Source organism: Arthrobacter sp. 05N33_2 (genome assembly GCF_056397425.1).
This window is the reverse complement of the sequence record NZ_JBFTNJ010000082.1, coordinates 1-12,995: the sequence shown is the minus strand read 5'-3', so window position 1 is coordinate 12,995 and position 12,995 is coordinate 1. Positions and strand designations below refer to the sequence as shown.

At 61.7% G+C, this 12,995-nt stretch carries 15 protein-coding genes; 6 read left to right on the top strand and 9 right to left on the bottom strand.

The genetic code is table 11. The features are described from left to right. The 4 genes from AC1DHX_RS18865 to AC1DHX_RS18850 form a co-directional block, all read left to right on the top strand. Positions 1-609 (top strand): hypothetical protein (locus tag AC1DHX_RS18865; RefSeq protein ID WP_476900348.1); only part of this gene is annotated, 609 nt, incomplete at its 5' end. 386 nt (positions 610-995) lie between these two features. Next, on the top strand, positions 996-1,739 hold the full coding sequence (locus AC1DHX_RS18860; RefSeq protein ID WP_476860281.1) for a hypothetical protein: 744 nt from the start codon (positions 996-998) through the stop codon (positions 1,737-1,739). A gap of 85 nt (positions 1,740-1,824) precedes the next feature. Beyond that, positions 1,825-2,067: a hypothetical protein gene (locus AC1DHX_RS18855; protein WP_476860282.1), complete on the top strand. Its 243-nt coding sequence runs from the start codon at positions 1,825-1,827 to the stop codon at positions 2,065-2,067. A gap of 156 nt (positions 2,068-2,223) precedes the next feature. Then, positions 2,224-2,838 carry a hypothetical protein gene (locus AC1DHX_RS18850; protein WP_476860283.1) on the top strand — a complete coding sequence of 205 codons (615 nt, stop codon included), beginning with the start codon at positions 2,224-2,226 and terminating at the stop codon, positions 2,836-2,838. 65 nt (positions 2,839-2,903) lie between these two features. Here the strand turns inward: AC1DHX_RS18850 and istB are convergent, their stop codons facing one another. Together istB and istA are read right to left on the bottom strand one after the other, a co-directional pair. Then, a complete protein-coding gene (istB, locus tag AC1DHX_RS18845; protein ID WP_476860284.1) occupies positions 2,904-3,722 on the bottom strand; it encodes an IS21-like element helper ATPase IstB in 819 nt (272 codons plus the stop codon). Then, the gene (gene istA / locus AC1DHX_RS18840) at positions 3,719-5,395 is read right to left on the bottom strand and encodes an IS21 family transposase (protein WP_476860285.1); all 1,677 of its coding nucleotides are present in this window, start codon (positions 5,393-5,395) and stop codon (positions 3,719-3,721) included. Before istA ends, istB begins: the two co-directional genes overlap by 4 nt. A 149-nt stretch (positions 5,396-5,544) precedes the next feature. Here istA and AC1DHX_RS18835 point away from each other — a divergent pair, with 149 nt between their 5' ends. After that, positions 5,545-6,486, top strand: coding sequence for a hypothetical protein (locus tag AC1DHX_RS18835; protein ID WP_476860286.1), 942 nt, complete (start codon positions 5,545-5,547; stop codon positions 6,484-6,486). Then, positions 6,483-6,959, top strand: coding sequence for a PIN domain-containing protein (locus AC1DHX_RS18830; protein ID WP_056431844.1), 477 nt, complete (start codon positions 6,483-6,485; stop codon positions 6,957-6,959). Before AC1DHX_RS18835 ends, AC1DHX_RS18830 begins: the two co-directional genes overlap by 4 nt. 204 nt (positions 6,960-7,163) lie before the next feature. Here AC1DHX_RS18830 and AC1DHX_RS18825 read toward each other — a convergent pair whose 3' ends face one another. From AC1DHX_RS18825 to AC1DHX_RS18795, 7 genes are all read right to left on the bottom strand, one after another. After that, positions 7,164-7,592, bottom strand: a complete 429-nt coding sequence (locus AC1DHX_RS18825) for a nuclear transport factor 2 family protein (RefSeq protein WP_056431847.1) — start codon at positions 7,590-7,592, stop codon at positions 7,164-7,166. Further along, positions 7,583-8,389, bottom strand: a complete 807-nt coding sequence (locus tag AC1DHX_RS18820) for an MBL fold metallo-hydrolase (RefSeq protein WP_476860287.1) — start codon at positions 8,387-8,389, stop codon at positions 7,583-7,585. The genes AC1DHX_RS18825 and AC1DHX_RS18820 overlap by 10 nt, the downstream gene beginning before the upstream one ends. A gap of 116 nt (positions 8,390-8,505) precedes the next feature. Further along, positions 8,506-9,000 carry a MarR family winged helix-turn-helix transcriptional regulator gene (locus AC1DHX_RS18815; RefSeq protein ID WP_056431854.1) on the bottom strand — a complete coding sequence of 165 codons (495 nt, stop codon included), beginning with the start codon at positions 8,998-9,000 and terminating at the stop codon, positions 8,506-8,508. Between the two features lie 214 nt (positions 9,001-9,214). Then, positions 9,215-10,045 carry an SDR family oxidoreductase gene (locus tag AC1DHX_RS18810; protein WP_476900347.1) on the bottom strand — a complete coding sequence of 277 codons (831 nt, stop codon included), beginning with the start codon at positions 10,043-10,045 and terminating at the stop codon, positions 9,215-9,217. Further along, a complete protein-coding gene (locus AC1DHX_RS18805; protein ID WP_056431860.1) occupies positions 10,042-11,394 on the bottom strand; it encodes an MFS transporter in 1,353 nt (450 codons plus the stop codon). Before AC1DHX_RS18805 ends, AC1DHX_RS18810 begins: the two co-directional genes overlap by 4 nt. A gap of 74 nt (positions 11,395-11,468) precedes the next feature. Further along, complete coding sequence (locus AC1DHX_RS18800; RefSeq protein WP_476860289.1) at positions 11,469-12,470, bottom strand: zinc-dependent alcohol dehydrogenase; 1,002 nt, start codon at positions 12,468-12,470, stop codon at positions 11,469-11,471. 250 nt (positions 12,471-12,720) lie between these two features. Continuing rightward, positions 12,721-12,995: cupin domain-containing protein (locus AC1DHX_RS18795; protein ID WP_476900346.1), on the bottom strand; the 275-nt coding region annotated here is incomplete at its 5' end.

Genomic DNA, 12,995 nt, shown 5'->3' with positions numbered 1-12,995 from the left:
GACCGCTACTCCGTCGAGACACTGGTGGAGTGGAAGTCCGAGCGGGAAGGCTCCATGGGCATCGAGCGGCAGAATCTGTCCGGCATCGATGAAGACGCCCTGATTGACGCCATACTAACAGCCATCTCAGCCGCCCCACCTCAACGCACGGTGGTAGCAGAATTGGGGTTGGGTTATTTTGGGGCGCAGGGCTTGGTGGAGTTCCCGACCGCCACAGCTAAAAAATTCATTGGTATCGAGCAGTACAACAACCTCGGGAATCAAGTTCTGCTACTCACAGTGCGGAACACGGGGACACTGCCGGCCTATTGGGACGGGCATATGCTCTATTACCGTCCCTGTGGGATTGCCCGTGCCGGGGACAACTACTTCCCGTACGACAACCCGAAGTTACCTCACCGCCTCGAGTCGGGTCAGTCAGCGCGCTGGCTGTATTACCTCCCCGAAGTCATCAATCTGGTGGCGTTCATGCGGGACAGGAAGCTAGGGATTGAGACCTTGGTGGCGAAAGTTAACTTGGGATCGGGCGAATCGATCGATTCGAGCCCACTGCACGTGGATTGCCTTCCCGGGGGACAGTCCCAAAGTCCTGACCGGGTGCCGAGCTAGAGGTCCACCATGACAACCGGCTTCGCTGCCGAAGCGGTAAGGCTTACGGAGGCGTGCCATGCCATCTTCGGTGACCCAGCGACGTGGATAACAGCCGACGGCTACCCGGATAGCACGATGTGGCCGGTGGTATTCCATGGGTTCGTGATCCCGTTCCGTTCATCGCTGGGCCCAGTGGCAGCTGTGGTTGCGAAACAAGCTGGCAGTCAAGCGCTGACTACGAGCCAACCGACGGCCGTGCCTCCTATGTCGAACGACAGGGGAGGCAATTTTGCTCGTTCGATCCAGAGACAGGATTCACACTAAATCCATCCACCCCCGACCAGGTTCGCTACTACGTCTACCTGAATCCCGAAGATCTTGATGATGCTTGCTAGAGTCCGAGAGTGACGACTGACTTCACCGCCGAAGCGGAAAAGCTGACAGCGGTATGCCGAGGCATCTTTAAGGACGAGAGCAAGTGGATTGCCGCCGATGGCTACCCGCACAGCCTGGCGCTCTGCATCATTGACTCCATCTTCTCGACGGGCTCTCACTACAACAGCGTCATCAATGTCGTGAATGAGTACCGGGCCTACCGGCGCGCCGAGAACGGTGACGCGGACCAGGACGGCACCAAGGAGCTCCTGGCGACCTTTGCCGCCGTGGGCAACAGTGCGGCTGTCTGGGCAGACGAAGTCGTGGATAACCGCAAGCCGGCGCATACCAAGAAAAACGCCCCTCTGAAAGCCGAGGTGATCCGGCAGGCGGCTGAGAAACTCCACGAGCTGAACTACAGAACACGGGATGACCTGCACCGGGCTTACGCCGAGGACGAGCATCTCACCAAGTTGAAGAACGTCTGGCTGGACCTGCCAAGCCAGCGTTCCGGCGTGACGTACAACTACCTACTTATCCTGGCCGGCTTCCAGTCGGTGAAGCCGGACCGTATGGTGATTCGGTTCATCAAGGAGAACGTCGAGCTGGAGAACCGGCGGCTCAGCGAGGAAGATGCTGCGGCCCTGATCAAGGGGGTTGCGGAGCTGTACCCCACGGAGCCACGCCGGCTAGACCACGTGATCTGGCGGCATGTGTCAGGTCGGGAAGTCTTCAAGGAAGAGGAAGTGCTCGCGCAGAATATTCAGGGGTGACGCGCGATGATGGGCGACGAAGGGTATGCACTCGGGTGGATCGAGAGTGCAGGCACGACATCGTGAGTGGTAAGGGGGAGCTTATTTGGCGATTGAGGTTGTTTTGGATGGAGAGACCGTCCCGGTTGACGAGGCGGTGTTCAGGTTGCTGCTCGACAATTCCGTGGCGGGAACCTATAAGGGCTATGAGAATGCGCTCGGATCGCACCGAATAAAGTTCTCCGACCTCGTGTCGCTTGCGGAGAAAGGCGACATCCCATACTCCCTGTTCTTCGCACCGTTTGCGCTGGTGCAGGAGCAGGTAAAGAAGAAGAATGAGAAGTTGTGACTGTGTCAACCTGAATGGAGCCCACCAGGACGGCCCGAACGGTACCCACCAGACCGGCTCGCCCCCGGCATTGGGCGCTGCGCGCCACGCGGCCGCTGGATTTTGTCTGCCAGTTGACTTATTGACAACTGGGCCGCTGCCGGTTGCACTTAGCGCATGGCATCTCGAGAGACTGAGGGGAAGCTCCGGGTCGCGGACGGCCTGGTGGTCATAACTCTCGGCGTGGTTTCCCTCCTTACGATTTGGAAAAACGCCCCTGAGGCATGGTTCGGAATCCTCCAGAGCCTCATGGCGGCTTTGCTGATTGCTTGGGGTGGAGTGATTCTGGTGGGCAAGACCAGGGCCGGGAGACTTGTGCGGACGCGCCGACGGTGGAGATATTTCACGCTCATCGGGGTCGTCTTGGCCACCATCATCGCGATTGTCGTCAGCACCTCCATCAGCACGGAGCGTCAGGAGGCCAACCCGGCTGCGGGGTTGTTGCCGGCCATCATAGGTTTGTTGGTTGCCCAGCTGTATGAACAGGAAAGGGCTTCTCAGCTAAAGGCATCGGACCTCAGCGATCGTGACGCCGGCGTATGGAAAAGGATCGCCCTTGCTGGTGCTCTCGTGGGAATCGTTCTCGGTGGCCTCTCTGGCGTCACGTTGGCGGCCGGCGACAGCGGCGCGGGTTTTTTTCTCCTGCCGGTTGCGCTGCTTTTCCTGGTCTTGGCTGCGGCGATCTGGATAATGCTGAGGTCAAGGACCAGGCAGTTGCGGGCCAAACCGTAGGCCAACTGCGAGGTGGGAGGCACTATGCCCTGTTCGGCAGTCTGAGGCCGCGGTGATGGCAGAGACTAGTTGCCTGCCTGTCGGGCAAGTGTGGCAGCGAGCCGATAAGAATCCGTGCCGGTTTCGATAATGGTGCCGTTGAAGGTGAGCCGGTCCACGATCGCTGCGCACAACCTGGGGTCGGTGAAGGTCTTGGTCCATCCGGAGAAGGATTCGTTGGAGGCGATGGCGACCGAGTTCTTCTCTTCCCGTTCGGTGAGGACCTGAAAGAGGAGTTCGGCGCCCCGGCGGTCCAGTTCCATATAGCCGAGCTCATCAATACACAGCAGGTCAACGCGCCCATAGCGGGCGATGGTTTTCGCCAGGACTTTCTCGTCGGCGGCTTCGACAAGTTCATTCACCAGCCTGGTGGCCAGGGTGTATTTGACCCGGTAGCCTTTTTCCGCGGCCGCGGTCCCCAGTCCGATGAGCAGGTGGGATTTGCCGGTTCCCGAGTCACCGATCAGGCATAGGGGCGATCCTTTGCGGATCCAGTCCCCGGTCGCGAGGGTGTGGACCGTGGCGGGGTTGATGTTCGGGTTCGCATCGAAGTCGAAATCGCCGAGCCACTTGTCCCGGGGAAAGTTCGCTGCTTTGACGCGGCGGATGGAGGAGCGCCGGTCCCGGTCATCGCATTCGGCCAGCAGCAGCTCGGCCAGGAAGCCTTGGTAGGAGAGTTGTTCCTTCGCCGCTACTGTGAGGGCTTCATCGAGCACAGCCCGGATCGTGGGCAGCCGGAGCCGGCGGCAGGCCTGGTCCACGGCCGCGACGGCGGCCTGCTCGGTCAGGCCTCTCCGCCGGCGCAGGGTCGGAGTGATGGTCGTCGAGGGTGCTGCAGGGCTCATGAGATGTTCTCCTTCGACGCTGTTCCTGCGGGGTTTTCGCTGCGTTTGGCCAGCAGCTCGTCATAGGCACGGATCGAGGGCATTGGCCGGGTGTCTGGCGGGAGCCCGGCGATGACAGCGGCGGGGTCCATGAGCCGGCGCTGGGTAAGGCTGACAACCCGGTGCACATTCACGTCATCGTGAGCACCGGGATGACGGTCCGAACCGGACCCACCCGCCGTCATGCCCGCAACGTGTCTGCGGGCTTCAACCGCGACGACGTCGGCACTGACAGCACCCACCCCGAGCGCCGAGGTGATTCCTGCAATGACATCGCCGGCGTCCATGGAGCGGTGGAGCAGCAGGACGTCGATGAGTTCACGGGTTCCTTCGGCATCGCCGTTGACCCGCCGGGAAGCGGCCCAGAATGCTTCATGGGCGTTGGTGAACTCCCCGGACTCGCGTGCCCGGGCCAGCGCGGTGGAACCGGGCAGCGCGCCGGGCTTGGTCTTGAGGACCTCGAGATAATGGTCCAGCTGGACTGATTGCCCGTATTTGGCGACGATCCGCTGATGTCTGGCGGTTACGGCACGCCCGTCGAAAACCACGACTTCGGACGCTCTCAACGACACCCGGAGTCTGCGTCCGATGAACCGTGCCGGGACGGAGTACTTCACCATCCGGACGGTGATCATCGAGGACCGGTCCACCCTGGGTGTCAGCACCAGCCCCGGGTCGAAGTCCTCTGCGGGCAGCGGCGCCAGGAACGACTGTTCGGCGGCGAAGTCCTGGCCGATCGTGCGGATCCTGTCATTGATCCGCCGGGCATCGTCCTGGGCTTCCCAGATCCGTATCCGGTCGTTGAGCTCATCCAGAGACTCCGTGACAGGCATGGGTGAGAGCCGGTTGCGGCGGAACCAGCCGACCTCTCCTTCGACGCCGCCTTTTTCGTGGGCCCCGTCGATACCGGGCTGGCAGTAGAAGGGGTCGAAGCCGTAGTGCGAGCGGAACAGCACCCACCGGTCGTTCTCCTGCCGCTGCCGGCCCCGTCCGAACACCACGGCAGTGACCGCGCTGGTGAGGTTGTCATACCTGATGTGCTTGGTCGGGACGCCGCCCAATACGTTGAACGCTGCAACGTGGCCTTCCAGAAAGGCTTCCTGGGCCTGCGTCGGGTAAATCCTGTGGATGGCCTTGCCCGAGTGGGACAGCCGGAGGATGAACATGTGGCACTTCGTTTTCACGCCGTTCAGCACAACCCAGACTTCACCGAAGTCCACTTCGGCCTCAGCGCCCGGGGCGTGTTCCTGCGGGACGAATGCCTCCACACGGCGGCCGGCCTCCACATCGATCTGGGCCCGGCGGGCCCGCACGTAGTCGCGCACTGTCGAATACGATAAGTCCTCCGCGCCGTGCTCCTCGATGAGCCGGGTCAGGACCCTTCGGGCGGTATGGCGCTGTTTCCGCGGCGCAGTTGTGTCCTCGATGAGCATTGCGTCGATCGCCGCCTTGAACGGCTCCAGACGGGGCGAGGAACGTTCCGGGGTTTTTCGCTCTGGCGGCTGCGGGGAGTCCAAAGCCTTCCGCACGGTCTTTCTCGCCACGTGGTGCCTGCGCGCAAGTTCCCGGATCGAGGCGCCGTCGACTCTGGCGTCCCTGCGAATACTGGCGAACAACTCCACTCTTGACCCCATCCCGGCCCTCCTGCACTTGACCCCGATATTGATGGGATCAACGCTCACAGATGGGTACCATTCAAGCCGTCATTAGGTCCGGTAAGTCGCTCAGGTGGGTACCGTTCGGGCCGTCCTAGTGGGCTCCGATCAGACTGACATATTCAAAGTTGCTTGCGGGACTCGGCAAAGACACGTTCTCGATAGGGTCGCGCTCGAAGGTGGAGCTGCGGGACGTCGAACTTATCGTCAAGGACCTGATCCGAAAACAGCACCTCGTCCGGAAGCACGATAAGTCGCTCCAGCGGAACAAGATTGTGGGCGTGCTCCGTGATGACGGGTCATCCATCGATGCCGACGCAGCACGGCTCATGTCGGCCATAGGCCTTTCGCACGAGGCGGTCCGTGCGTGCAAGACCAAGGAGAAGGCGCTCGATCTCATGATTGATCGTCTCGAAGCCAACCAGGTTTTGGTTTCGCGAAGTGTCCAGCACTACATGCCGCAGCGCTTGACGCACGTGAAGTTCAGTGGCATGACGATCCGAGACAACAAGGTCCCGTTTATCTTTCTGGCAGGAGGAGACCACGGGGACGACCAGGAGCCGGCCGGTCGGACCATCTTCACGCTGGCGCTGATGACGGTGCTCGTGGCCCGAAGAATATTCGCTCCAATGACCTGGGACGGCGGCAGCGTTCAGACGGATCCCGGGCGGGAGTACGATATCGCTGGTGCAATGCTGATGCCATGCGACCGGTTTAAGGCGATCCGACCCACGTCGCTCGATGACATGAGGATCGCGTCGGACGCATTCAAGGTCACTGCGAGCGCCGTAACGGTGCGCGCGATGAGGCTGGGAATGATCAATGCTGAGACCACGAGCAACTACCTCGCGCAGTTGCGGGAGGAGTTCCGGAGCCGCCCCAAGGGCGGTCCTCGGAGCCCGATTCACCCTGAGAATGCCGTTCGGAAGTACAACGGGAGGGAACTCAGCCGGAGGATGCTGCACGCGCTTGATAACCAGAGCATCTCACCAGGCGAGTTCTGCCGTGCAGTCTGTTTGAACCACCTCAAGCCAACTCAGATCGATGACCTCAGGCGGGCTCTCGGATGAGCGACTTCGGGCGACGGTACGTCGTCGACACAAACGCGCTCAGTCAGCTTGGAAGAAGGCGACGAGCGAGCGAGTACTTTCTGGAGAGCGCCGTCATACCGGAGGCTGTACTGCACGAGGCCAAGGGCTTTCCAGACATCACATCGCTGCGCGACAACGTCCACCCGACGACGCCAAGGGTGCTCCAGCTGTTGGTCGAGGTCATGGCCACAGTGCCGGACACTGACACCCGGCTCGTCAACCTCTACGCCAACCTAGGTAACGCCGACCCGCTGGTCGTCGCATGCGCCCTCGAGGGCCAAGAGCACGACACCCAATACCTCATGGCCCCGGAGTGGTTCGTCGTCACTGGGGACGCGGCAGTCCGCGACAAGGCGGAGGAGTTCGGACTGAAGGTGCTCAGCAACTCTCAGTTCGCAGCGCTCATCGACGGAGCTGGGGCTGAACAGGAAGGATCGCGCGGCGGTGGATGACGGACTGCAATCAGCCGCGGGATTTTGCGGCGATGAGTCTTCACGCGCGAAGATGCGCTCATTGGTGAGTTGCCCGCGAACCTTTAAAGGTGTCACGGAAGTTTGAACCCAGCAGAAGTAGGCGGACGCCGCAGGCTTCATATGCGGGATTCGTGGGGGCTCCCTTCAGCCGGCCTTGAGGGTGAAACGAAAGTCGTCGCAGACTTATACCAACAGGCTTGCTTCGACGACTTTCGCGGTGTCGACGAATTGTTCGAAGCGGACGATGAGTCCGCCGCGGACGATGAAATGGTGGGCCACCCGGACGTTCAATGGGTTCCCGGTTGCCCGGTGCGTGGCGGTGTACCTGGCGAGGACCACTACGTTTTCACCTTCGACGATGTATGTGTCGTCGTGGGCTGCCCAGCCGTCCCAGTCCCGGCCGAGAATTTCCATGACATTGGACGTGACCCCGTCGGGGGTGCGGTAGGTCCCTGCGAGGGGGAAGCCGGCCATCTCAGTCCATTCAACATCCGGGGCCATCGTGGCGCGGAGCGCTTCGAGGTCACCTGCTGCTGATGCCAGATACTGCCGGCGGACGACATCGCGCGGGGAGGTTGAGCGGGCAAGTTCGGTGTAATCACTCAGCCCCATGTCATTTCCCCCTTGGCGACCTTGGGTCCGATTTGTGCCGCGATCAACATCCCGGAGTTTGGGTAGCTTTCGATCAGGGCAGCCGTAACAGCCGCGGCATTTGCTGAGCGGGCGAGGATCCGTTCGAATTCCTGGAGGTAGGACCGTGTGTAGTCGATGGCTGTGGAATCGTTGGCCGTTCCCGGCAGCCGGTGGCCTGCGATGACGAGATCCGGGTTGAGGGCCCGCATCTGGTCAAGGAGTTCGATCCAAGCCGAGCGCTGTTCGGGGGTGGCCGTGTCTGCGGTCCAGACGTGTTCTTCCTGGAAGACAAGGACTCCACCGACGACTGCATTCTGATCGACGTTGTAGAGGTAGTGCCTGTCAGGTAGCAGGTCAGAGCCGCCTCGGAGTTCGAAGCGGTACCCGTCGAGTTCGATCGCGTCTGCACTCAGGGGCGCGATCGTTGCCAAGCGGGTCGGAAGGTTGGCACCCAGTGCTGCCCACGCCTGGAGTTTGCCTTCGTAGGTTGCCTGGATGTGCTCGATGACGATCGGTGTCGCCAGGACTGTGGCATTTGGGAACGCATCGACGATGACTTCCAGGCCGAAGTAGTAGTCAGGGTCAGCGTGGCTGATGAAAACGGTGTCCAGTTCTTTACCGGAGTCCAGGATGGCCGCGACGAGACGATGACCGTCGGCCCGGGTGAAGCCGGCGTCCACGAGGAGGGCCTTTGACGGGCCGGTGAACAATGTTGCTGACTTGTTGGGTGAACCTGCGGGAAAGTCGAGATCAAAGACCTCAAAATGCAGCGACATGCTAGTGAACCTTTCTCGGATGCCCCGGAGTGTCCGAAGCGAGTCGCGCAGTACGCTCACTCAAATCCAACAATAGCTGACTAGTCAGCTATTCCCTAGGGGTGTAACCCGTTCGATCATGGCATGATCGGCAGGTGCTGTGCAGCGTTTTTGCTGATCTTCTTCACGGCCTCCGAGAGCACCTCGGCTTCTGCGGGTGAGAGCAGGTCGAGCATGTACCGTTCAATTTTTTCCACGTGGCGGGTGCTTGCCCGGAGGAGGACGTCTTCGCCATGTGTGGTGAGGCGGATGAGCTGGACCCGGCCATCGACAGCAGAGCTCTCTCGTTCAATAAGGCCCAGCGCTGACGCCCTCTGCACCAGTCGGGTGGCTCCGCCGGACGTCAATACCCGCGCCTGCGCGATGTCACGTACTGGAATTCCCTCGTTGCCGCCTCTTGCGGCCAGGAGGAGAAGTTCAAAGAGTGAATGACTGAGCCCGAACTCCTGTTCCAGGGCGCGGCCGAGGAGAAACTCCAGCCGGTTCGCCGCACCCAGTAGGCGCCCGAAGACCAAGATGCGATGATCGTTGGCAGCCTCTTGGCCTGATCCAAATTCCGTTGCATTGTTCACGGTCCAACACTAAGCGGAACCAATGGGGTGTCGCTTGCCGCTTCTTGGAAGTTGGTTCACAGATAGGGCGCCGTGTCGCTGACCAGGGGCATGGGACCCCCGTAGCCCGTTTTGCCACCGGCACAAAAGCTGGCCATCTGGAGGCCTATCAGCGGGCCTGGCCGGAGGGTCGAATCGAGCCGGCGGTATCGTGGTGGACAGCTTGGCGGCAGACTTAGCGGGAGAGCCATCCCCCGTCGACGTTAATGACGGTTCCCGATAGATAGGTGGAGGCCGCGGACGCGAGGTAGACCGCGGCGCCGCCGATTTCGTCGGGTTGTCCCCAGCGGCCTATAGGCATGCGGCTGCGCATGGCTTGGTACCTTGCGGGGTCTTCGCGGTGGGCTGCAGTGAGTTCTGTTTCCATGTATCCGGGCGCAATTCCGTTGACTCTGATTCCATGGGGGGCCCACTCGTTGGCGAGGGCACGGGTCACTCCCAGGAGTCCGTGTTTGGATGCCGCGTAGGAGGGTACTTCGACGCCTCCTTGGAAGGCATTGATGGAGAGGATGTTGATGATGCTGCCAGGCTGGTCATCGCCGATCAGGGAGCGGGTGAACGCTTGGGAGAGCACGAAAGGTGTAGTCAGGTTCAAACCGATCACGGATTCCCAGTCTTCGAGGGTTGTCGTGAGCGCAGGTCCGCGCCGGATCAGCCCGGCGTTGTTGACGAGAATGTCGGGCCCTCTTCCGGTTTCCTTGGCCCAGGTGATGATTTCAGCGGCCTGGTCCGGTGAGAGAGCGGCGAGATTCTGCGACCGTATCCGGCATTTCACGCCGTGCGCTTCCAGTTCGTCCYTGAAGTCGTTCAGAGGCGAGAGGTCCAGCGCTATGACTTCTGCTCCGGCAAGTCCCAGGGCAGTGGCGACCGCACGGCCCAGTCCTCTGCCGGCGCCTGTGACGAGTGCGGTTTTGCCGTGTAGGGAGAAGGGGTTCGTCGCGAGTGGCTGTCCGGCCGCAAGGGTTGCGGTGTTTCCCGTTGCTGAACCGGTTCCGGCGGGCTTCATTTCGTGGTCTCCTGTTCGAGTACGCGGTCGTGCCGCAGTGATGATTTGGCGGTTTCCTTTGCCACAAGTGCTGCAATAAAGGTGATCGTTGCCGCTATGCCGAGGTAGATGCTGACACCGAGGGTGTTTTTCTGGTCCACGCTGCCGAGAATGGCGATGGAGATGAGGGGTGCAAGCCCGCCGGCGAAGACCGATGCCAGCTGGTAGCCGAGGGAGGCGCCGCTGTAGCGGACGCTGGTGCCGAACAGTTCAGAGAAGAACGCTGCCTGGGGAGCGTACATGAACGTGGTGCAGACGAGGCCGACGACGATGGCAAGGATAATAAGTCCGTCATTACGGGTGTCGATGAGCGGGAAAAAGACGAAACCCCAAAGACCCGTGCCTGCCGCGCCGGCCAGGTAGAGGGGCCGGCGGCCCACGCGGTCGGAGAAGGATCCGATGATCGGAGTGAGCACGAACTGGGCCACAGAGCCGATCAGCACGCCGGCGATAGCGACGTCCTTGCGCATTCCCAGATACGTGACCATGTAGGTAATGACGACAATACTGAAAATGTAGTAGGCGATGTTTTCGGCCAAACGCATGCCCATGGCAATGGCAACCTCACGCGGGTATTTGCGCAGGACCTCGAAGATTGGGGCCTTGGCCTTCTCGCGCATGGATGCGGCCTTCTTGGCTTCGGCAAAGACGGGGGACTCCTCGATACTCAGGCGAACCCAGAGCCCGACAAGCACCAGCAAGGCGCTCAGGAGGAAGGGGATGCGCCAGCCCCAGGCCAAGAAATCGCTGTCTGACTGCACTGCGGCCAGCACCCACAGCACGACTGCGGCCATCAGGTTGCCCAGCGGTACGCCGGCCTGGACCCATGAGGACCAGAATCCGCGGTGCCGGTCGTCGCCGTGTTCGGCGGCCATGAGGACAGCGCCGCCCCATTCACCGCCCACTGCGAAGCCTTGGAGCAACCGGCAGAAGACGAGAAGCAGTGGAGCGGCAACTCCGATCATGGCGTAGGTGGGCAGCAGGCCGATGGCGAAAGTGGCCGCTCCCATGAGCACCAGGCTGATGACGAGCATCTTCTTGCGGCTTACGCGATCTCCGAAGTGACCGAAGATGATGCCGCCCAGGGGCCGGGCGACGAAGCCGACAGCATAGGTGCCGAAGGCCAGAAGCACTCCGGTTGCCGGGTCCTGGCTGGGAAAGAATACCGCTCCGAAGACCAGCGCTGCGGCTGATCCGTAGAGGAAGAAGTCATACCATTCGATGGCCGTGCCGATGAGGCTGGCAAATACGACCTTGCGGATCGGTGTCCGTGCGAGGGTGACGGACGTCTGGGTGTGTGCGTTAACCATGGGGGTCTCCGTTGGATGTGTCACGATGCTTGATGATGGCGTCTGGTTACCGTCAGCGTTGACCTGCAGGCGCTTTAGGGAAGGAGCACGACCTTGACGGCTTCGGCGTCGGCTGCCGCTTGGAGTGCGCGAGTGCCTTCGGTCAGAGGGAAGGTAGTCACCAGCGACGCCCACATGTCAGGCGCTGCCTCCAGCGCTGCCAGCGCGTTGCGGTAGTCGAGGGCGACTGAGCCGTAGCTCCCGACAAGTTGGATCTCGTTCCTGGCCAGCACATTGATGTCTACGGCCGGGATCGACGGGAACAGGCCGGCGACGACGATGGTTCCTCCCGGGCCGATATTTGCCACCGCAGATGACAATGCCTGGGCCGCGCCCGATGCTTCCAGCCACCCGTGCAGCCCTGCCGGGGTCACGTCCTCTGCCTGGATGGTTTCCAGACCAAGTAGCCGGGCCAGGGGCAGGCGATGCTCTTCGTCGCGTGCTGCGCCGAGGAGCGTAACCCGATGCCCGCGCTGTTTCAGGAGCAACGCGGCAATGAGGCCGATCGGCCCGGGACCGCTGACGATGACACGGGCCTGGGCCGGTATCGATTGCTCCAGGCGTGTCACCGCGCGCAGGGCCACGGACAGCGGCTCCGTGAGGGCGAGAACCGCAGCGGGCAGCTCATTGTTCACCGGCACGGCGCGGTATTCAGGGATGGAGAAGAGATCTGCGGCGGCTCCGTCAAAGGAGAGCCCCAGCACGGTTCGGTCCAGGCAAAGTTGACGAGTTCCTCGACGGCACGGATCGCAGGATCCGCAGCCATCGATGGCAATGGGCACAATGCGTTGACCGATCCATTGGCTGCCCGTTCCCGCTCCGGTACCTACAACGACGCCGACCGCTTCATGACCCAGTGTCACCGGGCAATGGACCCATTCGTAACCCGTGTCCTGACGCCATGCATGCACATCGCTGCCGCAGAGGCCGCAGGCCAGTGTCTGGACAAGGAGCTCTCCGGGAGCCGGGTCGGGCTTGGGATGCTCCTGCACCCGCACGTCTTTCGGTGAGGTGCTTTGTTTTCTAAGGGCTTTCACGGTCAGCCCTGTACGAATTTGTTCATCGGTTCTTCTCCTTCGAAGTTCCGCAGTCTGTGGTAACGGCTGGTCCGTCGGCGCCGGCAGCGCCGGGGCAGGTTGACAGCGTCATTGGTGTATCCGGATGCCGCCCGGTGCCGCTCCTGGCTGCAGTGGTCGCAGGAGCAGCACCGGACTCGGCCCCGGGTTGCGGCCAGCTTGTGGCGATTCCGGGAATCGCGGTCCGGCCCCCGAGGGGAGAGGAGGCCTCTTAGCGGATGAATTGATCGACGTAGTCGGCGCCAAGGCCTACTGCTTCGTAGTGTGCCCGGGCAAGGGCAATCTTGGTGAAGACATCCTCAATGCCGGTGGGGTTGCCGTCGGGATCCACGTAGATGTAGGTGCCGGTGACGTGGAACAGGGTGGCCATTTCCTCGACCCCGTCAGGGACGACGAGCGTGTGGATATCGCCCGGTGTTTCGAAGGCGTAAGTCCCTTCTTCGGCCCACCACTCGTGCTCCAGGTAGTGCCAGCGGCCCTTAAGGG